Annotated in this window: 26 protein-coding genes; 11 read left to right on the forward strand and 15 right to left on the reverse strand. The window is 65.2% G+C overall.

Annotated elements, in window-relative coordinates; translation table 11 throughout:
• The first annotated feature begins 43 nt into the window (after positions 1-43).
• Positions 44-622, forward strand: a complete 579-nt coding sequence (locus ACWPW1_RS16405; RefSeq protein ID WP_454253432.1) for a Maf family protein — start codon at positions 44-46, stop codon at positions 620-622.
• 21 nt (positions 623-643) lie between these two features.
• Here the strand turns inward: ACWPW1_RS16405 and sppA are convergent, their stop codons facing one another.
• Genes sppA through rluC form a run of 3 tightly spaced genes read right to left on the reverse strand, consistent with a single transcriptional unit; the run spans position 644 to position 3,261 of the window.
• Positions 644-1,636: a signal peptide peptidase SppA gene (sppA, locus tag ACWPW1_RS16410; protein WP_454253433.1), complete on the reverse strand. Its 993-nt coding sequence runs from the start codon at positions 1,634-1,636 to the stop codon at positions 644-646.
• Positions 1,629-2,315, reverse strand: coding sequence for an HAD-IIIA family hydrolase (locus ACWPW1_RS16415; protein WP_059315738.1), 687 nt, complete (start codon positions 2,313-2,315; stop codon positions 1,629-1,631). The genes sppA and ACWPW1_RS16415 overlap by 8 nt, the downstream gene beginning before the upstream one ends.
• Entirely contained in the window at positions 2,308-3,261 is a 954-nt protein-coding gene (gene rluC, locus ACWPW1_RS16420; protein ID WP_059315739.1) for a 23S rRNA pseudouridine(955/2504/2580) synthase RluC, read from the reverse strand. The genes ACWPW1_RS16415 and rluC overlap by 8 nt, the downstream gene beginning before the upstream one ends.
• Before the next feature lie 706 nt (positions 3,262-3,967).
• On the opposite strand from rluC, the gene rne reads away from it, so the two are divergent.
• Positions 3,968-7,258 carry a ribonuclease E gene (gene rne / locus ACWPW1_RS16425; RefSeq protein ID WP_454253434.1) on the forward strand — a complete coding sequence of 1,097 codons (3,291 nt, stop codon included), beginning with the start codon at positions 3,968-3,970 and terminating at the stop codon, positions 7,256-7,258.
• Between the two features lie 722 nt (positions 7,259-7,980).
• On the opposite strand, the gene rpsI is transcribed toward rne, so the two are convergent.
• The 6 genes from rpsI to ACWPW1_RS16455 all read right to left on the reverse strand — a co-directional run bounded on the left by rpsI (position 7,981) and on the right by ACWPW1_RS16455 (position 12,985).
• Positions 7,981-8,373 (reverse strand): 30S ribosomal protein S9, encoded by a 393-nt coding sequence (gene rpsI / locus ACWPW1_RS16430; protein WP_007160608.1) that lies wholly within the window; start codon positions 8,371-8,373, stop codon positions 7,981-7,983.
• A gap of 15 nt (positions 8,374-8,388) precedes the next feature.
• Positions 8,389-8,817, reverse strand: coding sequence for a 50S ribosomal protein L13 (gene rplM / locus ACWPW1_RS16435; protein WP_007160609.1), 429 nt, complete (start codon positions 8,815-8,817; stop codon positions 8,389-8,391).
• Between the two features lie 206 nt (positions 8,818-9,023).
• A complete protein-coding gene (gene nfi / locus ACWPW1_RS16440) occupies positions 9,024-9,725 on the reverse strand; it encodes a deoxyribonuclease V (protein WP_323148746.1) in 702 nt (233 codons plus the stop codon).
• A 53-nt stretch (positions 9,726-9,778) separates the two neighbouring features.
• The gene (gene zapE, locus ACWPW1_RS16445) at positions 9,779-10,873 is read right to left on the reverse strand and encodes a cell division protein ZapE (RefSeq protein WP_007160611.1); all 1,095 of its coding nucleotides are present in this window, start codon (positions 10,871-10,873) and stop codon (positions 9,779-9,781) included.
• An 86-nt stretch (positions 10,874-10,959) separates the two neighbouring features.
• Positions 10,960-12,306: a tryptophan--tRNA ligase gene (locus tag ACWPW1_RS16450; RefSeq protein WP_313648606.1), complete on the reverse strand. Its 1,347-nt coding sequence runs from the start codon at positions 12,304-12,306 to the stop codon at positions 10,960-10,962.
• Between the two features lie 43 nt (positions 12,307-12,349).
• Positions 12,350-12,985, reverse strand: coding sequence for an alpha/beta hydrolase (locus ACWPW1_RS16455; RefSeq protein WP_454253435.1), 636 nt, complete (start codon positions 12,983-12,985; stop codon positions 12,350-12,352).
• A 185-nt stretch (positions 12,986-13,170) separates the two neighbouring features.
• Here ACWPW1_RS16455 and ACWPW1_RS16460 point away from each other — a divergent pair, with 185 nt between their 5' ends.
• The 5 genes from ACWPW1_RS16460 (at position 13,171) to ACWPW1_RS16480 (ending at position 16,870) form a co-directional block, all read left to right on the forward strand.
• Positions 13,171-13,611 carry a YhcB family protein gene (locus ACWPW1_RS16460; protein ID WP_007160614.1) on the forward strand — a complete coding sequence of 147 codons (441 nt, stop codon included), beginning with the start codon at positions 13,171-13,173 and terminating at the stop codon, positions 13,609-13,611.
• 133 nt (positions 13,612-13,744) lie between these two features.
• Positions 13,745-14,107 (forward strand): ArsC family reductase, encoded by a 363-nt coding sequence (locus ACWPW1_RS16465; protein ID WP_454253436.1) that lies wholly within the window; start codon positions 13,745-13,747, stop codon positions 14,105-14,107.
• Between the two features lie 74 nt (positions 14,108-14,181).
• Positions 14,182-15,216, forward strand: a complete 1,035-nt coding sequence (gene dapD, locus ACWPW1_RS16470) for a 2,3,4,5-tetrahydropyridine-2,6-dicarboxylate N-succinyltransferase (protein WP_059315746.1) — start codon at positions 14,182-14,184, stop codon at positions 15,214-15,216.
• A gap of 50 nt (positions 15,217-15,266) precedes the next feature.
• A complete protein-coding gene (locus ACWPW1_RS16475) occupies positions 15,267-16,475 on the forward strand; it encodes an aminotransferase class V-fold PLP-dependent enzyme (protein ID WP_454253437.1) in 1,209 nt (402 codons plus the stop codon).
• Positions 16,472-16,870 (forward strand): SufE family protein, encoded by a 399-nt coding sequence (locus ACWPW1_RS16480; protein ID WP_059315748.1) that lies wholly within the window; start codon positions 16,472-16,474, stop codon positions 16,868-16,870. The genes ACWPW1_RS16475 and ACWPW1_RS16480 overlap by 4 nt, the downstream gene beginning before the upstream one ends.
• Here the strand turns inward: ACWPW1_RS16480 and tadA are convergent.
• Entirely contained in the window at positions 16,867-17,370 is a 504-nt protein-coding gene (tadA, locus tag ACWPW1_RS16485) for a tRNA adenosine(34) deaminase TadA (protein WP_454253438.1), read from the reverse strand. The genes ACWPW1_RS16480 and tadA overlap by 4 nt on opposite strands.
• Positions 17,371-17,619: 249 nt before the next feature.
• Between tadA and ACWPW1_RS16490 the strand changes: the two genes are divergently transcribed.
• On the forward strand, positions 17,620-19,842 hold the full coding sequence (locus tag ACWPW1_RS16490) for an ATP-binding protein (protein ID WP_454253439.1): 2,223 nt from the start codon (positions 17,620-17,622) through the stop codon (positions 19,840-19,842).
• A 200-nt stretch (positions 19,843-20,042) separates the two neighbouring features.
• Positions 20,043-20,630, forward strand: coding sequence for a LysE family translocator (locus tag ACWPW1_RS16495; RefSeq protein WP_271655623.1), 588 nt, complete (start codon positions 20,043-20,045; stop codon positions 20,628-20,630).
• On the opposite strand, the gene ACWPW1_RS16500 is transcribed toward ACWPW1_RS16495, so the two are convergent.
• The 5 genes from ACWPW1_RS16500 to ACWPW1_RS16520 all read right to left on the reverse strand — a co-directional run bounded on the left by ACWPW1_RS16500 (position 20,598) and on the right by ACWPW1_RS16520 (position 24,557).
• Complete coding sequence (locus ACWPW1_RS16500) at positions 20,598-21,446, reverse strand: AraC family transcriptional regulator (protein ID WP_454253440.1); 849 nt, start codon at positions 21,444-21,446, stop codon at positions 20,598-20,600. The two genes, ACWPW1_RS16495 and ACWPW1_RS16500, sit on opposite strands and share 33 nt — an antisense overlap.
• Before the next feature lie 69 nt (positions 21,447-21,515).
• Positions 21,516-22,397, reverse strand: a complete 882-nt coding sequence (locus tag ACWPW1_RS16505; protein ID WP_454253441.1) for an NAD(P)-dependent oxidoreductase — start codon at positions 22,395-22,397, stop codon at positions 21,516-21,518.
• Between the two features lie 113 nt (positions 22,398-22,510).
• The gene (locus ACWPW1_RS16510; protein ID WP_454253442.1) at positions 22,511-23,266 is read right to left on the reverse strand and encodes a molybdopterin-dependent oxidoreductase; all 756 of its coding nucleotides are present in this window, start codon (positions 23,264-23,266) and stop codon (positions 22,511-22,513) included.
• The gene (locus ACWPW1_RS16515; RefSeq protein ID WP_017640013.1) at positions 23,253-23,879 is read right to left on the reverse strand and encodes a cytochrome b/b6 domain-containing protein; all 627 of its coding nucleotides are present in this window, start codon (positions 23,877-23,879) and stop codon (positions 23,253-23,255) included. Before ACWPW1_RS16515 ends, ACWPW1_RS16510 begins: the two co-directional genes overlap by 14 nt.
• A gap of 66 nt (positions 23,880-23,945) precedes the next feature.
• Positions 23,946-24,557 (reverse strand): hypothetical protein, encoded by a 612-nt coding sequence (locus ACWPW1_RS16520; protein ID WP_007160626.1) that lies wholly within the window; start codon positions 24,555-24,557, stop codon positions 23,946-23,948.
• Positions 24,558-24,677: 120 nt separating this feature from the next.
• Here ACWPW1_RS16520 and ACWPW1_RS16525 point away from each other — a divergent pair, with 120 nt between their 5' ends.
• The gene (locus tag ACWPW1_RS16525) at positions 24,678-25,349 is read left to right on the forward strand and encodes a heavy metal response regulator transcription factor (protein WP_059315754.1); all 672 of its coding nucleotides are present in this window, start codon (positions 24,678-24,680) and stop codon (positions 25,347-25,349) included.
• Positions 25,346-26,728 carry a heavy metal sensor histidine kinase gene (locus ACWPW1_RS16530; protein ID WP_454253443.1) on the forward strand — a complete coding sequence of 461 codons (1,383 nt, stop codon included), beginning with the start codon at positions 25,346-25,348 and terminating at the stop codon, positions 26,726-26,728. The genes ACWPW1_RS16525 and ACWPW1_RS16530 overlap by 4 nt, the downstream gene beginning before the upstream one ends.
• Positions 26,729-26,754 lie beyond the last annotated feature (26 nt).

Genomic DNA, 26,754 nt, shown 5'->3' on the forward strand with positions numbered 1-26,754 from the left:
GACTCCGACCGACCTTTGGTCGACCTCGCCCGAGAACAAACTGATGCCCCGTATTCTACTCGCTTCCAGCTCGCCTTACCGCCGCCAATTGCTGGAAAGGCTCTGCCTGCCCTTCGCTCACCAGTCGCCCGATATCGATGAAACGCCTCTACCAGGCGAGCACCCTCGCGATCTGGTGGAGCGGCTGGCCAGACTCAAGGCCGCCGCCCTGGGCGACCAGTCAGACCACACGCTCGTCATCGGCTCGGACCAGGCGACTGCCATCGAGGGCGAGATTCTTGGCAAGCCCCTGAGCCACGACCGTGCCCACCAGCAACTGGCCCGAGCCAGTGGCCGGACGCTGGTGTTCCATACCGGCCTCGCGGTGCTGGACAGCCGGACTGGTAAATGCTGGAGCGAGGTGGTGGATTTCCAGGTCCGCTTTCGGCCGCTGGATGCTGCGACAATCGACCGCTACCTGCTAGTGGAGCAACCCTACGATTGCGCAGGCAGTTTCAAGGCCGAAGGCCTCGGCATTGCCCTTTTCGAAGCCATGCAGGGGGACGATCCGACCAGCCTGATCGGCCTCCCCCTCATTCGCCTGACCGCATTGCTGCGCGAAGCGGGTCTGCAGGTGCCTTAGGCCACCCACAGACCATGCCGGCTAACGCAGCATCGGACCCTGCCAGCCCATATAGAGAGCAAGACGCTCGGCGACGCTGGCGCCCAGGCGCTTGGCAAAGCGATCGAAGGGAGAGTCTTCCTGGGTGAAGTCCATCAGGCGCTCCTCCTTGACCACGTCCCGCGCCACATAGCTGGTGCTGCCGAGGCCATCGATCAGCCCGAGGGACAACGCCTGCTCGCCGGACCAGACCAGACCAGAGAACAGCTCCGGATGACCCTCGACCTTTAGGCGATCGCCGCGACCTTTCTTGACGCTGTCGATGAACTGCTGGTGGGTGGTATCCAGCACCTGCTGCCAGAAGCGGGTTTCTTCGGGCTTCTGAGGCTGGAAGGGATCCAGGAAGGCCTTGTGCTCGCCGGAGGTATAGACCCGCCGCTCCACGCCCAGCTTTTCCATGGTGCCGACGAAGCCAAAGGAAGCCGCCGTCACGCCGATGGAGCCGACCAGGCTGGCCTTGTCGGCATAGATGGCATCGGCCGCACTGGCCACATAGTAGGCACCCGAGGCCCCCAGATCGGTGATCACCGCATACAGCTTGATGTCCGGATGCAGGCCACGCAGGCGCTTGATCTCGTCATAGATGTAGCCGGATTGCACCGGACTGCCACCCGGGCTGTTGATACGCAGCACCACACCGCGGGTGTTGCTGTCGTCAAAGGCCTTGCGCAGCGCCGTCACGACATTGTCGGCACTGGCCTTCTCGTCATCAGCGATCACGCCCTTGAGTTCGATGAGCGCGGTATGAGCGCCGGACTCGGTCACCCCGCCCTTCTTGCCCAGGGACAGCAGGGGCGTGAACAGCACCAGCATGACGATCAGATAGGCGAAGGTCAGCAGCTTGAAAAAGATGCCCCAACGCCGTGCCCGCCGCTGCTCGCGCACACTGGCGAGCATGGTCTTCTCGATCAGGGCCCAAGTCTTGTCGTCCGTCGGGCGCGAACGCCCGCTGTCTTCTTTCCACTCGTCAGCCATGCCCACTCTCACTCCTGACCACAACATTGTCACCTAGCCATAGCGCCAGGTCCGCGAAAGCTTCGATCACCAGGCGCGGCCCGAAATCCCTCAGGACCTCGACCGGCTGGGCACCATAGGCGACCCCGACCGCATCGACCCCGGCGCGCCGGGCCATCTCCAGGTCGAACACCGCATCCCCCACCAGCAGGGCACGCTCCGGCGCCACGCCGCAATGGGCGAGGATCTCCTGCACCATCTGCGGATCGGGTTTGCCGGCCGCCTCGTCGGCGCAGCGGGTAATGTCGAAGAAGTCACTTAGGCCATGCTGCTGCAGCGAGCGAGCCAGGCCACGACGGCTCTTTCCGGTCGCCACGGCCAGTTGATAACCCTGGGCGCGAAAGCGCTGCAGACCACTCATCACCTCAGGAAACAGCGGCGACGCCTCCTGCTCGCGACGGACGAATTCGGCACTGTAGGCATCGCGAAAGCCCTCGATCTGCGCCTGGGTCACCAGGTGTGGATAGAGGGTCTGGATCGCCGCTACCAACTCCAGGCCGATGATGCCCTTGATGGCCACATCACTGCGAGGCGGCAGCCCAAGCGTCTCGGCCGCCACGTGCATCACTTCGACGATCCGGCCGATGGAGTCAGCCAGGGTGCCGTCCCAGTCGAAGATCAGCAGCTGATAATCAGGCATCCAGACGCTCCAGCGTCTGACTCCAGGTGCTATCGACCGGCGCTTCCAGTCGCAGCTGGCCACCTTCCGGTAACGGAATCACCAGGCTCGCCGAATGCAGGAACAGCCGTTTGCCACCCAGGTCGCGGATCTCCTGGGAAAAGGCCTCGTCGCCGTACTTGGGATCGCCGGCGATGGCATGTCCGGCATGACGGGCATGGACACGGATCTGGTGGGTACGGCCGGTCACCGGCCGCGCCTCGACCAGGGTGGCGAATTCGCCATAGCGGCGCAGCACGCGAAATTCGGTGAGCGCCTCCTTGCCCTCGTCGTTGACTTCGACCATACGTTCGCCGGATCTGAGGGTGTTCTTCAGCAGCGGCGCATTGATCTTCTTCTTGGCCGCCGGCCAGTGGCCGCGCACCAGGGCGTGATAGCGCTTGTCCACGCCGTCGCCCCGCAGTTGCTCGTGCAGGAAACGCAGCATGCTGCGCTTCTTGGCGATCATCAGCAGTCCCGAGGTATCCCGGTCGAGGCGATGGACCAACTCGATGTCGCGGGCATCGGGACGCAGCTGGCGAAAGACTTCGATGACGCCGCCAGACAGGCCACTGCCACCGTGCACGGCGATGCCGGCCGGCTTGTTGATGACGATAAGGGCCTTGTCCTCGTGAACGATGGAATCCTCCAAGCGCTCAAGCAGTCCTCTGGCCAGAGGTGCCGGCTCATCAGGCTCGGACAGCCGCAGGGGCGGCACCCGGATCTGGTCACCGGCCTGAAGGCGGTAGTCAGGCTTGATGCGGCCCTTGTTCACCCGCACTTCACCCTTGCGCAGGATGCGATAGATGAGGGTCTTGGGCGCGCCCTTGAGCTGGGTACGCAGAAAGTTGTCGATACGCTGGCCGGCATAGTCGGCGGGCACATCAAGCAGTTGAACGCCGGTGCTGGGAGAGGGAGGCTTAGTCATGGGCGAATGATAGCAATTTTCCCTTATTTGAAGCACTTAAAGCTTGCTGCTATAGTCCGGAGGCGGTTATCAGTCCTGTCTGGATGACGCCGCTCGCGAGGCCGTCGATTCCGCCCGCGAATATAGGCTGCAAATGCAATAGTCACTGGACGTCTGGCCGTCCAGCAGACCGCCGACTCTGCCCAAGGGGGTGAGTGGCGATCTGCGATCCGCCTGGTAACCAAGGCAGCGGCACCCAGGGTGCCAGCTGTAAAACGACAACCGCTCCGGACCTTGCGGGCGGCACCTGATTCCTGAAGATTGTGTGCAGGATGGAGATGCACAACCAGCGTATCGCGTAGCCTGACAGTACGCCTGCAGCCCGCTTCGCGCCCAGCTTCGGCCAAGGTGACGATCGCAGGTGGAAGCCTCAAGGCCAACGGCCGATGCTCCAACCGAGCGACACCTGACACGAATCCCGCGACGACCCGGCTGCCTGAGCCTTTCGGCTGTCACGCCCGCACCATGCCTGGTTGATTCCTCCTCCTGTGGAGCTGCAACGGCAGTCGCTCAAGCGCCTGCAGGAGACGTAGTCGCGGCACGCCCCCGGGCCTGCTGCTGGACACGAAGACCGGATCTACACCGGTTTCGATACGACCCCGTGCACCCTTCTTTCGAATCCTGTTGCCACCCTGCGGGCCGAGAGCCTGGAACGTAGTGGTATTACATGAAGAGAATGCTCATCAACGCGACCCAGCCCGAGGAATTACGGGTTGCCCTGGTCGACGGTCAACGGCTGTTTGATCTGGACATCGAGTCCGGAGCCCGCGAACAGAAAAAGGCCAATATCTACAAAGGCCGCATCACCCGCATCGAACCCAGCCTGGAAGCCGCCTTTGTCGACTTCGGCGCTGATCGCCATGGCTTCCTTCCGCTGAAAGAGATCTCCCGGGAGTACTTCAAGAAGAACCCGGAAGGCCGCGTCAACATCAAGGAAGTGCTCTCCGAAGGCCAGGAAGTAGTCGTCCAGGTCGAAAAGGAAGAGCGTGGCAACAAGGGTGCCGCCCTAACCACCTTCATCAGCCTCGCCGGTCGCTACCTGGTGCTGATGCCCAACAATCCCCGCGCCGGCGGCATCTCCCGTCGCATCGAGGGTGAAGAGCGCAACGAACTGCGCGAAGCCCTGAACGGCCTCAACGCCCCGGGCGACATGGGCCTGATCGTGCGCACCGCCGGCCTGGGCCGCAGCACCGAAGAACTGCAGTGGGACCTCGATTACCTGCTGCAACTCTGGTCCGCCATCACCGAAGCCTCGGGTGATCGCAAGGGCCCCTTCCTGATCTACCAGGAAAGCAACGTCATCATTCGCGCCATCCGCGACTACCTGCGTCAGGACATCGGTGAAGTCCTGGTCGACAGCGTCGAAGCCCAGGAAGAAGCCCTGAGCTTCATCCGCCAGGTGATGCCGCAGTACGCCAGCAAGATCAAGCTGTATCAGGACAGCGTCCCGCTGTTCAATCGTTTCCAGATCGAAAGCCAGATCGAGACCGCCTTCCAGCGCGAAGTGAAGCTGCCGTCGGGCGGCTCCATCGTCATCGACCCGACCGAGGCCCTGGTGTCCATCGACATCAACTCGGCGCGCGCCACCAAGGGTGGCGACATCGAGGAAACCGCGCTGCAGACCAACCTGGAAGCGGCTGAAGAAATCGCCCGCCAGCTGCGTCTGCGCGACATCGGCGGCCTGATCGTCATCGACTTCATCGACATGACCCCGGTCAAGAATCAGCGCGCCGTGGAAGATCGCGTCCGCGAAGCCCTGGAAGCCGACCGCGCCCGCGTACAGATCGGTCGCATCTCCCGTTTCGGCCTGCTGGAAATGTCCCGCCAGCGCCTGCGCCCCTCGCTGCGCGAAACTAGCGGCATCGTCTGCCCGCGCTGCAACGGCCAAGGCATCATCCGCGACGTGGAATCGCTGTCGCTGGCTATCCTGCGCCTGATCGAAGAAGAGGCGCTCAAGGATCGCACCGCCGAGGTACGCGCCCATGTACCCATCCAGGTGGCGTCCTTCCTGCTCAATGAAAAGCGCAACAGCATCACCAAGATCGAGCTGCGTACCCGCGTGCGCATCATCATCCTGCCCGACGATCACATCGAGACCCCGCACTTCGAGGTGCAGCGTCTGCGTGACGACAATCCCGAGCTGCTGAACAGCCAGTCCAGCTACGAGATGGCCAACACCGAAGCCGAAGAGGTGCTGCCGGTCAGCTCCACTCGCACCCTGGTACGCCAGGAAGCGGCCGTGAAGGTCGCACCCGAGCGCGCCCCGGCACCCACCCCGGTCGCCGCCGAGGCCGTGGCGCCCGCCGCCCCTGCCGCCAAGGCCACCGCCGAACCCAACCTGTTCAAGGGCCTGGTCAAATCCCTGGTCAGCCTGTTCGCCGGCAAGACCGAAGAGCAACCGATGGTCGACAAGACCGCCGCCGCTCCGGAAGTCGCCAAGAGCAGCGACGAGCAGCGCCGCCAGGACGAGCGCCGCAACGGTCGCCAGCAGAATCGCCGTCGCGAAGGCCGTCGTGATGACGAGCGCAAACCACGCGAAGAGCGCCAGCCGCGCGCCGACCGTGGCGAACGCAGCGATCGCCCGGCCCGCGAAGAACGCAAGCCGCGTGAAGAGCGTCAGCCTCGCGAAGAGCGTCAGGCCCGCGAGGAGCGTCAGCCGCGCGAAGAGCGCGCCAACCGCGAAGAACGTCAACCCCGTGAAGAGCGTCAGCCTCGCGAGGAGCGCCAACCGCGCGAAGAGCGTCAGCCCCGTGAGGAGCGCGCCAACCGCGAAGAGCGTCAGCCCCGTGAAGAGCGCCAACCCCGCGAGGAGCGCCAGCCACGCGAGGAGCGCCTGAGCACCGAAGAGCGTCCCGCTCGCGAGGAGCGTCAGCCCCGTGAGGAGCGTGCCAGTCGCGAAGAGCGTCAGCCTCGTGAAGAGCGCAAACCGCGTGAAGAGCGTCAGCCGCGCGAAGAGCGCAAGGCGCGCGAAGAACGCCAGGAAGCGGCCAGCGCCGAAGAGCTGAACGAAGAAGAAGTACTGGAAGGCAACGAGGAGCTGGAAGAAGGCGAAGAGCGTCCGCGTCGCCGTTCCCGCGGCCAGCGCCGTCGCAGCAACCGCCGTGAGCGTCAGCGTGATGCCAATGGCAACTTCATCGAAGACGAAGAGCAGAGCGCAGCAGCCACGGACACCAACGTCGCACCGGCTGCCGCTGCCCTGGGTACCGCCGTCGTGGTCAGCGAGAGCGTGACCGCCATCGCCACCCAGGAACAGGTACGCGAAGCGCGTCAGCAAGAGCCGGCAGCTCCTGCCGACACCTCCGCTGCCGCCGAAGCGACGCAGGAAACCGCAGCGCAACAGCCTGCCGCCGACGCCCCTGCCCAGCCGGAGATCCTCACCCCCAACGTGAGCCAACTGCAGGACGAACGCGCGCCGCATCAGGAAGTGGAAATCGCCGCACCAGCTGCCGAGCAGACCGCTCCGGTGACCGCCACCGCACCCACTCCTGCGGCACCTGCCGAAAACGAAGCTGCCGAATCGGCCGCCGGTCGCGCCTCCAACGATCCGCGTGAGCGCCGTCGTCGTGAGCGCCTGGCTCGCGAAGCTGAAGCCGCACGCGCCAAGCAGGCCGAGCAGGACGCTCAAGCTCCTGCACTGGGCGCCATTGCCGAAACCGAGGAAACCTTCGCTACGGCAGCGGTAGGCACCGTAGAGCCGCAACAGGCTCCCGAGGCTCAGCCCGCGCAAGTCGTCGAAGAGCTGCCTGCAGCTGAAGCCGAGTCCGCCCCGATCGTGGTGGAAGAACCCGTCGAGGTCGTGCCTAGCCCTGCCCAGGAAGAAGCGGCTACCGTCGCCCTGACCGGCGAGGACGACACCCCTGCAGAGGCCCCCAAGGCCGATGCGGTGAAAAAGGACGAAGCCACCCAGGCCGAACTCGACCGCAAGCTCAAGGAGTCTCGGGAAAATCATCCCGGCTGATCTCCACCAGCCATGAAAAGGGGCGCCTAGGCGCCCCTTTTTTATGCCCCAGATTCGAGTGGGCACGAAGTACCGAGGGTGAGAAATCGGCCCCATGCAGATGAGCCGGCGGATCAACGCAGGCCGACCCCTCATGCATCAGGGCCCTACCCCAGGGAGGGTCTGCCTGTTGGAATACGGTAATGGAGTTGTCTCAACCCAACCTACGATGCTTGAGGAATCGACGTAGGTTGGCGCTCAGCATAGTGAAGCCCAACTTCAGCAAGGATGCACTGCTTGTTGGGCTTCGGCGATGGAGCTGCCTCAACCCAACCTACGGCATTCACCAAGCTGACGTAGGTTGGTGCTGAGCACAGCGAAGCCCAACGCTTGGGACGCGGCCTGAGTGTTGGGCTTCGGCGATAGAGCTGCCTCAACCCAACCTACGGCGCCCACCAAACCGACGCAGGTTGGCGCTGAGCGCAGCGAAGCCCAACGCCTGGAGACGCGGCCCGAACGTTGGGCTTCGGCGATAGAGCTGCCTCAACCCAACCTACGGCGCCCACCAAACCAACGCAGGTTGGCGCTAAGCGCAGCGAAGCCCAACGCCTGGAGACGCGACCCGAACGTTGGGCTTCAGCGATGGAGCTGCCTCAACCCAACCTACGGCGCCTAAGCACAAAATCTCAGGCATAAAAAAACCCAGCCGCTTGGCTGGGTTTTTTCGAGCGAATCCCGAGGGATTAACGCTTGGAGTACTGCGGACGCTTACGCGCTTTGCGCAGACCGACTTTCTTACGCTCGACTTCACGGGCGTCACGAGTGACGTAACCGGCTTTGCGCAGGGAGCTGCGGTAGCCTTCGTCGTACTCGATCAGGGCGCGGGTGATGCCGTGACGGATGGCACCGGCCTGGCCGCTTACACCACCGCCAGCGACGGTAACGTAGACGTCGAACTTCTCCAGGGTCTCGGTCAGCTCGAGAGGCTGACGAACGACCATGCGCGCGGTTTCGCGGCCGAAGAAGGTGTCCAGAGCGCGATCGTTGATGGAGATCTTGCCAGTGCCCGGACGGAGGAAGACACGAGCGGTGGCAGTCTTACGACGGCCGGTACCGTAATTTTGAGTTGCCGACATGTTGTACTATCCCGATTAAAACTTGAGTTCTTGGGGCTGCTGAGCGGTGTGCGGATGGTTCGCACCCTTGTACACCTTGAGCTTGCGATACATGTCGCGGCCCAGCGGGTTCTTCGGCAGCATACCCTTGACGGCGGTCTCGATGACGCGCTCGGGAGCACGGGCGATCAGCTTTTCGAAGTTGATCGACTTGATGCCACCCGGGAAACCGGAGTGATGGTAGTACATCTTGTCGGTAGTCTTGGCACCGGTCACACGAACCTGCTCGGCGTTGATGACGACGATGTAGTCGCCGGTGTCAACGTGAGGAGTGTATTCGGGCTTGTGCTTGCCACGCAGGCGAGTGGCGATTTCAGTAGCCAGACGACCCAGAGTCTGGCCAGCAGCGTCGACGACGTACCAGTCGCGCTTAACGGTTTCCGGTTTTGCGGTGAAAGTTTTCATTCTCTATGGCCTCAGAGGCCGCCCTGGTAAAAAGACGGCAAATTCTACACAACAGTGCAACCCCGGACAAGTCAGGGGCAGCCGGAAACAGACGCTCTTCGGGGGCTCGGGTCGGCGTCCGCTACGGCGATCTCGGCAGGCTTAGGCATCCCCCGCCAAGAAAGCTGCGGCATGATACCCGCTCACGATAAAAAAGCAAGCAGAAATCAGAAGGAAAACAACGCCTGGGTAGCCGCCGAGCCCTGACGCCGTGAGGCCAGATGGTCCGCCAGTCGTGTGGGTTCCGGCAGGCGATGGCGCCTGACGCAGGCCATGACCAGTGCTGGCGCGGTGGCCAGGCTGACCCGATGCCCAGGGGAGACGATCAGCGGCTTGACCCTGTCCTTGCTGCGCAATACCGAGCCTATCGTCGAACCATCTCGATCCAGCAGCTCGACCTGGCTGCCGCGGGTCTCGGCGAGTTCGGCGTGATGACCGGTAAGGATCTTCTTGGCCACACCGATCGTCGGCAGACCGGTGACCACGCCCAGATGAGCGGCGATACCCAGCCGGCGCGGGTGGGCGATGCCGTGGCCGTCGCAGAACACCAACTCGGGGGGCTCGGGCAGTTCTGCCAGTGCCTGGAGCAGTGCGGGGAGCTCCCGAAAGGATAGCAGGCCCGGTACATAGGGCATCACGGTGGGGATGCGGGCGACGGCATGGGCCAGGGGCTGCAGGGTCTCGGCATCCAGCAGGACAGCCACCGCGCGGGTGATCTCGCCACCCTCCTCGAAGCCCACGTCGACGCCGGCATAACGCCGCGGCGAGCCGAAGTCGTCATGCAACAGGACCTGCTTGGCCAGTTGCTTTTGCAGGATGCGCGCCTGGGTAGGCGAGCCATCCCAATCGGCGAAGGGATCAGAATTCACACGTACCTCCCGAAAGCTGGGTCAAAGGATTGATCCTTCAACCCAGCCAGGGTTCAGGGTTTGTGCGGTCGAGCGAGGTACTCGTGGGACTGCATTTCCAGCAGACGGCTGAGGGTGCGCTGGAATTCGAACTCCAGGCGACCGCCGGAATAGAGGTCCTTGAGTTCGACTTCAGCGGACAGGATCAACTTGACCTGGCGGTCGTAGAATTCGTCGACCAGGTTGATGAAGCGCCGTGCCATGTCGTCCTTGAGCGCATCCATCTGTTCGACGTTGCTGACCAGCACCGTCTGGAAGATCTTGCCCAGCTCGATGTAGTCGTTCTGGCTGCGCGGACCGTCGCAGAGGGCGCGGAAGTCGAACCAGGCGACGTCTTCGCAGGTGCGGCGGGCGCGGATCTCGCGATTCTCGATCATCAGCGGCACGTCTTCGCAGAGGTCGTTGCACTCGACGGTGAGCGAACGGAAGCTCTTGGCCATCGCGGCCTCGACCTCGTCGCTCAACGGATAGTGAAAGAGCTGCGCCTGCTCCAGGGCGCGCAGGCGATAGTCCACGCCGCTGTCGACGTTGACGATCTCGGTGTGCTCCTTGAGCAACGCGATGGCTGGCAGGAAGCGCGCGCGCTGCAGGCCGTCCTTGTAGAGACCGTCAGGCACGATGTTCGAGGTGGCGACCAGACTCACGCCGTTCTTGAACAGCTCTTCGAGCAGGGTGGCCAGGATCATGGCGTCGGTGATGTCGGAGACGAAGAATTCGTCGAAGCAGATCACCCTGGCTTCGTCGGCGAAGCGCCGAGCGATGATGGTCAAGGGATTCTTCTCGCCCTTGAGGGTACGCAGCTCTTCATGCACGCGCTTCATGAAGCGGTGGAAGTGGGTGCGCATTTTCTGCTTGAACGGCAGGGCGTCGTAGAAGGTATCGACCAGATAGGTCTTGCCACGCCCTACCCCACCCCAGAAATACAGCCCCTTGACCGGCGTAACCGTCTTGCGCCCGAGCAGCTTGCCAAACAGGCCGCCCTTGGACGCGGGCTCGGCGAGCAATTCGTCATAGAGGCGCTGCAGATGGCGAACGGCCTCTTCCTGGGCAGCATCGTAGAAAAACTCCGGGCGCTTGAGGTCGGCCTGGTAACGCTCGAGGGGGGTCATGGCGGCTTCTGGTCGGGTGGGAAAAAAGGGTGGTCACTGTAATGGCGGTCCCTGGCGTTGACAACGCCGGGGACCGCGGGTGCCCTTTAGGCTTCGGCCAATTGCGCCAGGGCGGCGCGGGTGCGCTCGACAAGGGCGTCACGGGCGGCGGGGGAATCGCTGGCGACGCCTTCGGCCACTACCTGATCGTCCAGCAGCAGCTGGAAGCCATTGCCGTCTCCCACCACGACACTGGCCGGCACACTGACCAGCTGCTTGCTGGTGATGCCGGCAGTCTTGGCCTCGGCGAAGGGGATCGACAGCGCCAGTTCGGTGCCGTCGGCGTCGAGCAGGCGGAAGCGGAAGCTCTCCCCTTCACGGAAGCTGACGAAGCGAGCGGTCTTGCTGGCCTTCTTCTTGGTGCCACCCGTGGCGACCTGGGTCTTGAGCGAGCGCAAGCCCACGGCTTCACGCAGTTCGCCAAGGAAGGGCGTGGCATAGCGGCGGGCCTTGGCGGCACCGGCCAGCAGGATGTCTTCCAGGTCGTCGGGACGGGCGATCAGCGCGGCATAGCGCTCGCGGGCTTCGCCCAGCTCGGCATCCAGCACCTCGAACAGCTGGCCCTTGGCTTCGCCCCAGGCCAGGCCGCCTTGCAGGGCCTCGCGGAAGGCCGCGCTCTGCTCGGCAGTGGCGAAGGCCTGGTAAAGCGTGAAGAGGTGGGCGCTGTCGGGATCCTTGGGCTCACCGGGCAGGCGCGAGTCGGTGACGATGCGGGCGATGGCGTCCTTGAGCTGCTTGGCACTGCCGAACAGCGGGATGGTGTTGTCGTAGCTCTTGGACATCTTGCGACCGTCGAGGCCGGGCAAGGTGGAGACGCTTTCCTCGATGACCGCCTCGGGCAGGGCGAAGTAGTCGCGGCCATTGCCGAACAGGTGGTTGAAGCGCTGGCCGATGTCGCGGGCCATTTCCACGTGCTGGATCTGGTCACGACCGACCGGCACGCGCCGGGCGTTGAACATCAGGATGTCCGCCGCCATCAGCACCGGGTAGCTGTAGAGCCCCATGGTCACCCCGGCATCGGGATCCTCGCCCTGCTCCAGGTTGCGATCGACCGCGGCCTTGTAGGCATGGGCGCGGTTGAGCAGGCCCTTGCCGGCGACGCAGGTGAGCAGCCAGGTCAGCTCGGGAATCTCGGGAATGTCGGACTGGCGATAGAAAGTCACCCGCTCCGGATCCAGGCCGCTGGCCAGCCAGGTGGCAGCGATCTCCAGACGCGAACGCTGGATGCGCGCCGGGTCATCGCACTTGATCAGGGCGTGGTAGTCGGCGAGGAAATAGAAGGAATCGGCATCGGCGGCCAGGCTGGCGCGGATGGCAGGGCGGATGGCACCGGCGTAGTTGCCCAGGTGCGGGGTACCGGTGGTGGTGATGCCAGTGAGGATGCGAGTGGTCATGGAGGGGCTGGGAATCCGAGAGACTAGGGCTTATCTGAAGAGGTCAGGCCTGCAAACGCGGCAGGACCAGGTCCTTGAGATCGACGAGCTTGCCATGGAAGAAATGACTGCACTCGGCGACGCGGAGCAATTCGTGGGGCTGTTCGAGCGCGGCGGACCAGGCATAGACGCGCGCCGGAGTCACCACCTCGTCGGCTTCGGGCTGGATGACGGTGAGGCGCGCCCGGGTGGGCAGGCGGCCATCGACCGAAAAGCGCTCCACGGGCGGCGCCAGCATGAACAGCTTGGCCACCGCCACACCCTCGCCTTCCAGGCGACCACCCAGGCAGGCGGCGACACAGGAACCGAAGGAGAAGCCGCAAAGGGTCAGCGGCAGGTCGGGATGACGTTCGCGCAACCAGGCCACGGCGGCCGCGGCATCGTCGATCTCGCCTTCGCCGCCGGCATGCACGCCGGTACTGGCGCCAACGCCGCGAAAGTTGAATCTCAGGGTAGCCAGGCCAGCTTCCCGAGCGATGCGCTGCAGGGTGGCGACCACCTTGTTCTGCATGGCGCCGCCGTGGAGCGGATGGGGATGACAGAGCAGGACCGCACCGGTGGGGGTATCCGGGGCCTGGTACAGCGCTTCCAGAGTGCCCGCGGGGCCCTCCAGGAGCAGGGATTGTTCACGGGCTGACACGCTTGACTCCGTGCCCTCGGACGAACAGTGCTCATCCAAGGAGTTGATTTTGATAGGGTCGATCCTGCGCGATGCCTGAGTGCGGGGTATGATGACGCCCAGCGAATGGCAGATGACGCAACCCAGTGTACAGGCTCGCCGGTCTGCCGTTACCGTAAAGCAAAGCCGCTCATAGAGGAAGTTTCGTGGAACAGTCGCTCACTACCTGGTTGTTGCCCCTGGTCGCGCTGCTGATCGGGGTCGGGATAGGTTTTCTGCTGGCACGTCTGGTGCCGGGTGCCGCGCCGAGCCGGGTGCAGCGCCAGCTGGATGACCTGCAGAAGAAGTTCGACGACTACCAGCACGAGGTCACCAGCCACTTCAGCACCACCGCCGGCCTGGTGCGCAAGCTCACCCAGACCTACCAGGACATGCAGTCGCACCTCTCCGAGGGCGCCGAGCGCCTGGCCCAGGACGAACTGACCCGTCAGCACCTGCTGGCGTCGCTGCATAGCGCCGAGCAACGCTATCCTTCCAGCCGCGAGCGCATCGACGGTCCGACCGAAGCGCCTCGGGACTATGCCCCCAAGGGTGACGGTACCCCCGGCACCCTCGATGAAACCTACGGCGTAAAAAGCCGCGGTTGATCGCCAAGGCCGGGGACTCCCCCGGCCTTTTGCTTTTCCGGCTACCGCCCTCTTCGCCCGGGGCGTGACACCCGGCCCTTTTCCGGCCCGTCATGGCATAATCTGCGGTTGCAGTCTTTCGCAGGAGAACGCCATGCCCGTAGCGGCCGATGGCCTGAGCCTCTACGGCATCAAGGCCTGTGACACCATGAAGAAGGCCCGCCTATGGCTCGACGAGCACGGCCAGGCCTATCGCTTCCATGACTACAAGCAGAGCGGCATCGACCGCGAGCGGCTGGCGGCCTGGTGCGCGGAGCATGGCTGGGACAAGGTGCTCAATCGCACCGGTACCACCTTCCGCAAGCTCGACGACGCCCAGAAGGCCGACCTCGATACCGTCAAGGCCATCGACCTGATGCTGGCGCAACCCTCGATGATCAAGCGCCCCGTGCTCGATCTCGGCGACCGTACCCTGCTGGGCTTCAAGCCTGATCTCTATGCCGCGGCCCTGACCTGAGCCCTGCGGCAACCGCCCCCACTACCGCACATCTCGCACCGACCGGATCGGTGCCTTTGCAAAGGAACAGTCACATGTCGAATGCCCTCTTCAGTATCGCCTTCGGTGTCGGCACCCAGAATCGCCAGGACGCCTGGCTGGAAGTCTTCTATGCCCAGCCTCTGCTGAATCCGCCAGCGGCGCTGGTGGAGGCGGTCGCGCCCCTGCTCGGCTACGAGGGTGGCAACCAGGCCATCGCCTTCGCCCCGGCCCAGGCGCGCGGCCTGGCCGAGGCCCTCAAGGGCATCGATGCGGTGCAGTCGGCCCTGCTGACCCGCCTGGCCGAAAGCACCAAGCCGCTGGTGGCCACCCTGCTGGCCGAAGACGCCGCGCCTGCTTCCACGCCAGAGGCCTACCTGAAGCTGCATTTGCTGTCGCATCGCCTGGTGAAGCCCCATGGCCTCAACCTGACCGGCATCTTCGCCCTGCTGCCCAACGTGGCCTGGACCAACCAGGGCGCCGTGGATCTGGTCGAGCTGCCGGCCGAGCAGCTGGAAGCCCGCCTGCGCGGCAAGCTGCTGGAAGTCTTCTCGGTGGACAAATTCCCCAAGATGACCGACTACGTGGTACCGGCCGGGGTACGCATCGCCGATACCGCGCGCGTACGCCTGGGCGCCTACGTGGGTGAAGGCACTACGGTGATGCACGAAGGCTTCGTCAACTTCAACGCCGGTACCGCCGGCCCGGGCATGATCGAAGGCCGTGTCTCCGCGGGTGTCTTCGTCGGCAAGGGGTCGGATCTGGGCGGTGGCTGCTCCACCATGGGCACCCTGTCAGGCGGCGGCAACATCATCATCAGCGTTGGCGAAGGCTGCCTGATCGGCGCCAATGCCGGCATCGGTATTCCGCTGGGCGATCGCTGCACCGTGGAATCGGGTCTCTATGTGACCGCGGGCACCAAGGTGGCGGTACTGGACGACCAGAACCAGCTGGTGCGGGTGGTCAAGGCACGCGAGCTGGCCGGTCAGAGCGACCTGCTGCTACGCCGCAACTCGGAAACCGGCGCGGTCGAATGCAAGACCAACAAGACCGCCATCGAACTCAACGAAGCGCTGCACGCGCACAACTGAGTCCATAACCGGGCAGCCCGCCGCGCGCGGGCTACCCCGGAGCTGTCGCCATGTCGCTACCCTCCCCCTGGAGAGCCGAATTTCCGGCTTTCACCGCTTTCGCCGCCGACGGCATCACCTACCTCGACAGCGCCGCCACGGCCCAGAAGCCCCAGGTGGTGCTGGACGCCCTGCTGGCCAGCTACAGCCTGGGCGCGGCCAATGTGCACCGGGCCCAGCACTGGGCGGCCGAGCGCGCCACCGCGGCCTACGAAGGCGCCCGGGGGCGGATCGCCGCCTGGCTGGGCGCTGTCTCGCCGCAGGAGGTGGTGCTGACCCGAGGGGCGACCGAGGCGCTCAATCTATTGGCCTACGGCCTGGAAGACAGCTTCGCCGCGGGTGATGAGATCCTCATCAGCGCCCTGGAGCACCACGCCAACCTGCTGCCCTGGCAGCAGCTGGCCCGGCGCAAGGGGCTGCAGCTCAGGGTGATCCCCCTGACGCCAAGCGGTCATCTGGATCTGGAGGCCGCCAGGGCGCTGCTGGGACCCAGAACCCGGCTGGTCGCGGTCAGCCAGTTGTCCAATGTGCTGGGAACCTGGCAGCCGCTGGTGGAGCTCGCCGCCCTCGTACGAGCACTCACACCGGCCTGGCTGGTGGTGGACGGCGCCCAGGGCGCAGTCCATGGCCGCCACCGTCCGGGTGACTTCGATGCCGACTTCTATGTCTTTTCCGGCCACAAGCTCTATGCCCCGGAGGCCATCGGCGTGCTCTGGGGTAAGGCCGACTGCCTTGCGCAGCTCAAGCCTTGGCAATTTGGTGGCGAGATGGTGCAGCACACCAGCTTCACTGAGGCCCGGTTTCACACCGCCCCCATGGGCTTCGAGGCGGGTACGCCGCCCATAGGCGCGGCCATCGCCCTGGGCGCGGCGGTCGACTGGCTGCAGGGACAGGATGAAAGTCTCATCCGCGGCCACGAGCAGGCGCTGAGTCTGAAGCTGTTGGCTGGCCTTGCCGCCCGTGACGGCATCCGCATCCTGGGCGAGCCCCAGATCGCCCTGGCCTGCTTCCAGGTCCAAGGCGTGGATGTTGGCGACCTTTCCCACCTGCTGGGGGAGCAAGGCATCGCGGTGCGCGCCGGTCAGCACTGCGCCATGCCGCTGTTCCAGACCCTGAATACACCCGGCGCACTGCGGGTATCCCTGGGCCTGTACAACGATGCCGACGACCTGCAGCGTTTCTTTACCGCGCTGGACAACGCCCTGGAGCTCTTGCGATGAATCTGCTTCCCGATGCGGCGGAAGCCCGCCGTGCCTTCGTCATCGCCAAAGGCTGGGAAGCGCGCTCGCGCCTCCTGCTGCAATGGGCCGAGCGCCTGCCGGCGGTACTGGAAGACCGCGACGAGGATCTGGTGCAGGGCTGCGAAAGCCGCGTGCGCCTGACCCATGAAGCCCAGGGCGAGCGGCACTTCTTTCGCGCCAGCAGCGAATCCCGGGTACTCAAGGGCTTGCTCGCCGTGGTGCTGGTGCGCGCCAACGGTCTCACCCGCGAGGAGCTGGGCCGCCTCGACATCCATGGCTGGCTGGGTGAACTCGGCCTGGAGCGGCAACTGTCGCAGTCGCGCAGCAATGGTTTGAACGCGGTGCTGACGCGGATGCGCGAACTGGCCGCCTAACCCTCGCCAGGTACCGAATTGCGCCGCGCCCGGAAGAACTCGGTCAGCACCTGACCACAGGCCTCGGCCAGCACCCCACCCTCCACCAGCACCCGGTGGTTGAGAAAATCCTGGTCAAAGAAGCGACCGCGGCTCTGCGCCATGCCGGCCCTGGGTTCGCTGGCGCCAAAGACCAGGCGCTGGATACGACTGTGGACGATCAGGCCGGCGCACATGCCGCAGGGTTCCAGGGTGACATAGAGGGTGGCTCCCGGCAGACGGTAGTTGGCCTGACGAGCAGCGGCGTCACGGATGGCCTGCATCTCCGCATGAGCGCTGGGGTCGTGAGCGCCTATGGGGCGATTGAAGCCACGACCTATGATCTCGCCGTCGAGGACTACCACTGCTCCCACCGGGACCTCGCCTTGCGCCGCTCCCTGCTGCGCCAGCGCGAGGGCTTCCCGCATGAAGAGGTCATCCTGACTGCGGTCGATGATGGGCAAGGGGCGAAAGCGGGCCATGACGGGACTCTGGTAAAAGGCGCCATGATACCGCTGCCAGCGGAGCCGGTCAGGACGTCGATGATGCGTGCATGACCTTGAATTAAAAGTGATCGCACCAATGGTTATCGAGCAATCCAGATGAAATAATGAGGTGAAATGACGTCTGGCAAGATGTGATCTATATCACATAGACGGCTATTTACCGCCCTGACGCCAACAGGCGCGCCGGTACAAGGTCCTATTCAAGAGTTCATTTGAGACAGTCGCATGATTGCTGCACCTTCCGGTCAGTCGCTGCAAAGCTGCGAAAGCGAGCCGATCCGCATTCCAGGCGCTATCCAGGCGCATGGCTACCTCCTCGCGTTCGACGAAAGAGAGCAGCTGATCAAGCACATCAGTCGCAACCTGACCGACCTGCTGGGCAAAGCGGAAAGCGAATTGTTGAATCAGCCTCTGGCGCAGACCCTGCCGCCCGAGCTGTTCGAACAGGTGCAGCACGCCCTGACCCTGGAGCATCTGGAAGAGGTCAACCCGCTGGCCTGGACGCGCCCGACCCGCGACATGGATGTGATCCTGCATCGCAGTCATGGCCTGGTCTTCATGGAGTTCGAGCCGGACGATCATGGTGGCGTCGAACCGGCCGGCCTGGCCCGCGCCCTGGCGCGCCTGCAGCAGGCGCGTACCTTGCCGGAACTGTGCGAAGGCGCCGTGCGTGAAGTGCGAGCCTTGACCGGCTTCGACCGGGTGGTGGTCTATCGCTTCGACGACGGTGGCGATGGTCAGGTGGTGGCCGAGAGCCGCGTCGAGGACATCGACAGCTATCTGGGCATGCACTTCCCCGCTGCCGACATTCCCGCTCAGGCACGCGCCCTCTATCACGAGAACTGGATTCGCAACATTCCAGACGCCAATTACGAGGCGGTGCCGCTGATACCGGCCTTCCTGCATGGCACCACCAAGGATCCCATCGACCTGACCCATGCCGTGCTGCGCAGCGTATCGCCCATCCATTGCCAGTACGTGCGCAATCAGGGCCTGCGCGCGTCCATGAGCGTATCGCTGATCAGCGATGACAAGCTCTGGGGCCTGATCAGCTGTGGCCACCGCGATCCCCTGTACCTTCCCTATCGCACGCGCATGGCCTGCCGCTCGGTAGGGGTGCTGGTCTCGCTGATGATCCGCGCGCTGGAGAATCGTCAGGTCCAGCGCGAGATCGACGCCCGTGAAGCGCAATTGGCCGCGCTGATCCAGGGCATGTGCGACAGCAAGGGCGAGGTGCTCAGCGGTCTCTGCGAACGGGCGACGGATCTGCTGGAACTGGTGGATGCCACCGGTGCCGCGGTCCTGGTGGAGGAAGAACTCTGCACCCTGGGTGAATGCCCGAGTGCGGAAGACATCCGCATGCTCGCGGCCTGGGTCACGGCGGAAATGGATGCCTCGGGCATCTATGCGACCCGTTGCCTGACCGACGAACTGCCGGACGCGCGGCGCTACAGTGACCGGGCCAGTGGTGTGCTGGCGCTGTCACTGCCCAAGCCGGTGCGTAATCTGGTGCTCTGGTTCCGCCCCGAGATCGTGACCACCGTGGTCTGGAGCGGCAATCCTGCCAAGCTGGAACCCACGACGCCCGCCTCGGGCTCAGGCCTCAACTATCCCCATCCACGGCGCTCCTTCGATGCCTGGAAGGAACTGGTACGGCTGCGCTCCGAGCGCTGGCGGCCTTCCGATCTGTTCGCCGCCAAGGATTTGCGCCGCTCGGCGGTCGAGCTGGATCTGGCGCGTCAGGTGGAGCGTGAACGCCAGGCGGTGCGGCTGCGCGACGAGATCGTCGCGGCCGTTTCCCATGACCTGCGCAGCCCCATTACCATCATCCTGATGAAGGTGGGGATGATCCACCGCATGCTGGAAAAGCTGGCGCTGGGCGATGATCGTCTGCCCAGTTCGCTGGAGGTGATCGAGACGGCCGCCAATCGCATGAATGCCCTGATCAACGATCTGCTGGACCTGTCGAAGATCGAATCGGATCGACTCGCCCTGGACCTGAAACCCGCGCGTCTGGCAGACGTCTGCGCTCAGCCCATCCTGCTGTCGCGTCCGCTGGCGGAGATCAAGAACATCAACCTGGAGTATGCGGTCGACCCGGATCTCCAGGTACTGGTGGAGGCCGAGCGCATCTTCCAGGTACTGATGAACCTGCTGGGCAATGCCATCAAGTTCACCGCACCGGGTGGCCTGGTGCAGCTCAGCATGCAGCGCATCGGCACCCTGGCCGAGATTAGCGTGACCGACAATGGCCGCGGCATGAATCAGGCGCAGCAGGCGCGGGTCTTCGAGCGCTTCTGGCACGTTCAGGAAGACAATCCCACCGGCCACGGCCTGGGCCTGTATATCGCCAAGGGCATCGTCGAGGCCCATGGGGGCGAACTGAGCGTCGTCAGTGCCCTGGGCGAGGGCAGCACCTTCAGGTTCACCCTGCCCGTCGCGCCCTAGCGAGGCAGGACACAGAAAGGGAAAGCCCCGGTGGCCGACAGCGACGTTGAAACCACCGGGGGAGCCAAGGCTCGCTGTAATGGACGTCAGCGAAACGCCTTGAATTCCCACCTTTCGTCGGCATTGAAGGTCATTTTCTTCAATACGGCAGGCGGTCACGCTCGCTAGGGTCAGGTCTCCTCAATCGACGAGACCTCAAGATGACCCTGATCCTCTCCATGGCCGCCTTTGCCCTGGTCGCCTCTCTCTCGCCCGGCCCGGTCAACCTGGTCGGCTTCAATACCGGCCTTACCCATGGTTGGCGTCCAGCCTTGTGGCACGTTGCGGGTGCCACCCTGGGCTTCGTGGTGTTGCTGGTGGCGGTCGGCCTTGGCCTGCACGAGGTACTGGAAACCTGGCCGATGCTGCTCTGGGTCTTGCGCGTGGCCGGCGCGCTCTTCCTGCTGTACCTGGCCTGGAAGCTGGCGCGGGCCTCCGGCGACCTGGGCGTTGGACAGACGCGGCAGTGCCCGGGCTTTCGCGACGGCGTCCTGCTGCAGTGGCTCAATCCCAAGGCCTGGCTGGCTGCGGCCGCCGGCGTGGCACTGTTCGTTGGCGAGGATCGCGGACGCCTGGCGCTGTTCGCCGGCCTCTATCTGGTGATCTGCTTCGCTTCGCTCGCCTGCTGGGCGGTGGCGGGCGAATGGCTGCGAGGGCGATCCCTGACGGCCGCGCGGCTGCGGCTGCTGAATCGCGTCCTTGCGGCGCTGCTGGTGCTATGCGCCGCCTCCCTGCTGTGGGAGGGTTGAAGCGGCGCGGTACTGACCAGGGGTGGCCGCCACCAGGCGCTTGAAGGTGCGCTGCAGGTGGGCCTGGTCGGCGAAACCAGTGGCCAGGGCGACCTCGGCCAGCTCCTCGCCCTGGCGTAGCCGTTGTCGCGCCAGGCGGATGCGGCGATCGATCAGATAGGCATGGGGGGTCAGGCCAAAGCGCCGGCGGAAGCTGCGAATCAGCTGGGTGGGCGAGAGATCCGCGACCTGGCTCAGCTGGTCCAGGCTGACGCCCTCACCGCAGTGGGCATCGAGAAACTCGGCGGCGCGGCGCAAGCGGCGATCCTCACGCTCCCGCGCGGCGGCGATGGGCGTGCGCCCCAGTCGGGCCAGCACGGATTCGAAATACAGCAGCGCCTGGCTCTGGCGCTGCAGGGCAAGGCTATCGGGATCGACCAGGCAGGCATGCAGTGCTTCCAATCCGGCGTACAGCCGGTCGTCCTGGGACAGCTGCACGGCCAGCGGCTGGAAGTCCTCAGCGCCTGGGCGCTGTAGCTCGGCCAGCCAGCCAGCGTCCACATGCAGCATGCGATAGCGCCAGGCGCCCTCGCCCTGGGGATTGCAGGCATGGACGTCGCCGGGATTCATCAACACCAGGGTACCCGCCCCTACCAGTTCGCGGGTCGGTCCATTGTGATAGCGGCTGCGCCCACCCAGCACGGTGCCGATGGAAAAGGTCTCGTGGGAATGAGGGGCATAGCAGAGCGCGCGACCGTCCTGGATGGAACGGGCTTCGAGAAAGGGCAGCGCAGGATCACGCCAGAAGTGGGGTACGGCGGTGCCGGTAGCGGTCATGCGGCGGGAATTCCGGGACGACGGACCGGATCAGTCTAGACGTCGTCCCGGAAGGGGGAAAGCCAGGCGTCAGCGCGTGGCGGCGTCCTCGGCCTCTTCCAGCAGGACATCGGCCGTGATGACGTAGTCGGCGTCGGGATGCAGCTCGGCACCCAGCGCCAGTTGCTGCGCCGCGGCAGCCAGGGTCGGTGCGCCCTGGAAGGTGGCATTGAGTTCGGCCAGCAGGAGGCCCATGTCCTTGTGCATCAGGGCAGCGGGGAATTGCGGCGCGAAGTCGCCCTCGCGCAGGGCCGCCAGCTTGCGCTGGTGGTGGGGCGAGAGCACTGCCAGATCACCGAACACCTCGAACAGCACCTCGGCATCGAGACCGGCGCGGGTGGCATAGGCCAGGGCTTCGGCCAGGGCGGCGAGACCCGCGCCCATCAGGCCGTTGATGGCCAGCTTGATGGCCGCGCCCTGCCCGGTTGGACCGACGTGATGGACGGTCTTGCCCAGGGTTTCGAGGATCGGCCGAGCACGCTCTACCGCCTCGGGTTCGCCACCCGCCAAGACCACCAGTTGCGCCTGTTCCGCCTCGGGCGTGCTGCCGGACACCGGCGCCTCGACCACGGCGATGCCACGGGCACGACCAGCGGCTTCCAGGCGCAGCGACAGCGCAGGCGAATTGGTGCTGGTGTTGATCAGCAGCCGACCGCTTTCCAGACGGGCGAGGACGCCGTCGGTGCCGAGCAGGACCTGTTCGAGAATGGCGTCGTTGGGCAGGGAGACGATCACCACTTTCGCCTGAGGCAGCAGCGTCGCCAGCGGCTCCATGGGCGTGCCATGGCGCTCGCCGTCCTGCTGGTGCTCGGCGTAAGCGCGGACCGGATAGCCGGCCTCGCGCAGGTTGGCGCCCATGCGCTGGGCCATGGCGCCAAAGCCGATGAAACCGATCGAGGGATGCGCGGACATGAGGGGGAGCTCCCGGTAGAGGATGGTGGTATCTCGACTCTACCTCCGGGCCGGGGTTCCGCTCCTGGAGACCAGTCTGCACCGTCGCTGGACGAGGGACTCTTCAGACCAGGCTAGATCCCGCTGAACCAGTTGTAGCCCTGGTCCTCCCAGTACCCGCCAGGATAGTCGTTGGTCACGAACAGCGCCTGGATGTGCTTGGGATTCTTGAAGCCGAGCTTGGTGGGCACCCGCAGGCGCAGCGGATAGCCGTAGTCCGGCGGCAGAGCCACCTGGCCGAAGTCCAGCGCCAGCAGGGTCTGGGGGTGCAGCGCCGAGGCCATGTCGATGCTGGAGTAGTAGCGGTCGGCGCACTTGAAGCCGACGTACTTGGCCGTGGTGTCGGCGCCGATGCGTTCGAGGAAGGTACGCAGGGGCACCCCACCCCACTGGCCGATGGCGCTCCAGCCCTCGATGCAGATGAAGCGGGTGATGTCGGCGCGCTGCGGCAGGCGGCGCAGGTCTTCGAGGGTCCAGGCCTGCTTGTTGGCGACCAGGCCGGAGACCTCCAGGCGGTAATCGCTCAGGTCGACTTCCGGGACATTGTATTCGGGGTAGAAGGCGTTGAAGGGAAAGGGATCGGTGATCTGGCTGGCGGCATAGGTCGGCGCCAGGCGGTCGCGACCGAACAGCCAGGCCTGCACCCGGTCGTTGAAGCGCGACATGGACCAGAGCACCTTGTCCACGCTGTCGCCGTCCTGCAGGTTGCAGCCGCTGAGCATGGCCAGGGCGCCTACCGTAAGGCCCTGCTTGAGCAGCAGGCGTCGCTGCAGATTCTCCACCTGCCGCTGTTGCGCCGGTTCCAGGCGCAGGCGTTCACGCCGACTCATCGTTAACCTCCTCGTGCGCCCGACCGGTGATCATCGGCGGCAGGGTGCGGGGGACCAGGATGACCAGGGCCAGGTGTACGACGACAAAGGCGCCGATCCCGGCCATGGCGAAGAAATGCACGTAGCGGGCAGTGTCGAAGCCGCCGAGCAGGGCCGCCAGCCCCTGCAATTGCACCGGTTTCCAGATCGCCAGGCCGGAGAGCACCACCAGCACCCCGAGGGCCAGTACGCCCCAGTAGAGCAGGCGCTGCACGGCGTTGTAGGTGCCGAGGTGATGCCCCAGACGCAGGCGCACGGCCGCGGCGAAATCACGGCCAATGGCGCGCGGTGACAGCGGCAGGAAATCCCGCCGGAAGTGGCCGCTGAACAGGCCATAGAGCAGATAGATCAGGCCGTTCGCCAGCAGTAGCCAGAAGACCGCCAAGTGCCAGGCGATGGCGCCGCCTAGCCAACCGCCGAGGGTCGCCCAGGCGGGAAAGGTGAAGGGGAACAGCGGCGAGGCGTTGTAGATCGCCCAGCCGCTCATGAACATGCAGGGCATCGCCAGGGCGTTGAGCCAATGGGTGAGGCGCACCGGCCAGCGGTGCACCAGTCGCCGTCGCGAGGTGGTCATGGCATTTCCCTCTTCACCGCGAGATGGAGGCGGTCGCCATCCCAATCAGGCGACCGCGGGGGGGTCTTACATGGGCGGGGTGAAACCGTCCTTGCCGACAGCCACGCCCTTGGCGTGCTTGCCGTCTTCGGCGGGGAACAGCACCACCTTGGCGCCGGGCTTGAGCAGGCTGCGGTCGCCCTTCTCGACATAGGCGATGGGCACGTCTTCCGGTACCACCAGCTGCTTCTCGCCGCCTTTGTACTGCACGGTCAGGGTACGGCCGTTGGCCTTCTTGAGTTCGCCCACGGTGCCGTTGGTCATGGTGCCGGTGCTGCCGTCGGCGTTTTCCCAGCCGTAGTGGCCTTCGCCGGAGCCGCGCAGGCTGGCCTCGAACACGGTCACCTCCAGCGCCTTGAGGGTGCCATCGGGCTGGGGGGTGGCGGCGGAGCCGATGAAGCTGTTGGCTTCGATGCGATCCAGGTTGGCCTTGGACACGGCGCGGTAGCTGGTCTTGTCGTCCAGCATCAGGGTCTGGTGGGCACCATTGCGGGTGGTGAAGGCCAGGGTGTCGCCCTGGACGCTGTCCACGGTGCCACGCATGGGCTTGACGGTGGGCATGGGCGCGGCCTGGGCCAGCAGGGCGCTGCCGGCGAGCAGCAGGGCAAGGGAACCACGGAGCAGGGTCTGGGTACGCATGAAACCTCCTGGGATAGGGAATCGCCCCGCCACAGTGCGACGCGTGGGGGGTCAGCAAGATGACCGGCGAATGACAAAAATGTCACCCAGCGAAGCGACCGGAGGCCCTACCATTACACCATGCACATTCTCCTCATCGAAGACGACCAGAAGACCGGCGAGTACCTGAAGAAGGGCCTCGGTGAATCCGGCTACGCGGTCGACTGGACCCAGCACGGCGCCGATGGCCTGCACCTGGCGCTGGACGGCCGCTACGACCTGGTCATCCTCGACGTCATGCTGCCCGGCATCGACGGTTGGCAGATCATGGAGGTGCTGCGCAAGAAGCACGACGTGCCGGTGCTTTTCCTTACCGCCCGCGACGGCCTGCAGGATCGCATCCGCGGCCTGGAGCTGGGCGCCGACGACTACCTGGTCAAGCCTTTCTCCTTCGTCGAGCTGCTGCTGCGCATCCGCACCCTGCTGCGCCGCGGCGTGGTGCGCGAGCCCGAGCACTTCCACCTGGCCGATCTGCAGCTGGATCTGCTGCGGCGGCGGGTGACCCGAGGCGACGACCTCATCGTCCTGACCAACAAGGAGTTCGCCCTGCTGCATTTGCTGCTGCGGCGCGAGGGCGAGGTGTTGTCGCGCACCCTGATCGCCGCCGAGGTCTGGGACATGAACTTCGATAGCGACACCAACGTGGTGGACGTGGCCATCAAGCGGCTGCGCGCCAAGGTCGACAACCCCTATCCGGTCAAGCTGATCCATACCGTGCGCGGCATCGGCTACGTCTGCGAGGTCCGCCCTTGAGCGCCCGCTCACCCTCGCTGATCCTGCGCGCCACCCTGGGCTTCGCCCTGGTGGCGTTGCTCGCCGTGGGCGGCGCAGGCATTTTTCTCTACCACAGCCTGGAACGTACCGTGCTGGAGCGCGCCGACTACGCCCTGCTCGGTCGCCTGGCGCACTTTCGCAGCCTGCTCAGTGCCGACCTGTCCCTGGAGACCCTGGGCCGCAGTCCGCAGCTGTTCGCCAACATGCTGGGCAACGAGCAGGATGTCTTTCTCATCGGCATGCCGGGCGCGAGGCCCGTGATCGCCTCCAACCCGCTGCAGATCGCCCTCCCTGACCTTCCTGTCATCCCCCAGACCCGGCGGCCGACTCGCGCCGATCTGCGCGAAGGCACCCTGGCCGACGGGACTCGCTGGCGCGCGGCGCGGGTCGCGGTGAATACCCCCGAGGGACCGGTGGAACTGACCGCCGCCCATGTGCTGCGCAACGAGGACACCACCCTGGCCGATTTCCGTCTGGGGCTGCTCGGTGCCGTGACCCTGGCCTTCCTGGCTACCGCCGGGCTCGGCTATCTGCTGCTGCGCCGGGGCCTGGCCCCCTTGCGGCGCATCGCCCGCCATGCCGGTGGCATCACTCCGACCCGGTTGGCCGCCCCCCTGGAACTGGCCGATGCTCCGCGCGAGCTGCAACCGCTGGTGGAAAACTACAACGCCATGCTGGCGCGGCTGGCCGACGGCTATGGTCGGCTGGTGCAGTTTTCCGCTGACCTCGCCCACGAGATCCGCACCCCGATCAATGCCCTCATGGGCCATACCGAGGTCGCCCTGCGCCAGGTGCGTGGCACCGAGGAATACCAGACGCTGCTGGCCTCCAACCTGGAAGAGCTGGAGCGCATCTCGCGGCTGGTGGAAAGCATCCTCTTCCTCGCCCGCGCCGATGACGCCCAGGCGGTACTGACGCCGCAACCGCTGCAGCTGGCCGAGGAGCTGACGCGCATCGCCGATTATTTCGAAGGCCCGGCCGACGAGCGCAGCCTGCGCCTCGTCGTGGCAGGCGGCGGTGAGGTGATCGCCGATCCGCTCATGCTCCGCCGCGCCCTGAGCAACCTGGTGGCCAATGCCATCCGCTACGCCGAGCCAGATGGCGAGATCCAGCTGCAGGCGGACGGCGGGCGCATCCGCGTCAGCAATGCGGGGCCTGCCCTGGCGCCGGAACACCTGCAGAGGTTGTTCGATCGCTTCTACCGCGCCGACCCGTCCCGCCATCAGCCCCATGATTCCAACGGCCTGGGCCTGGCCATCGTCGCCGCGATCATGCGTCTGCATGGTGGGCGCGCCGAGGTCGAGCAGGATGCGCGGGGTATTCATTTCAGGCTGGTCTTCCCGACCCCGGCCGCCTGAACCGCGACCTGCCGCTCAAACCACGC

Source organism: Pseudomonas sp. Marseille-Q7302 (assembly GCF_965111925.1).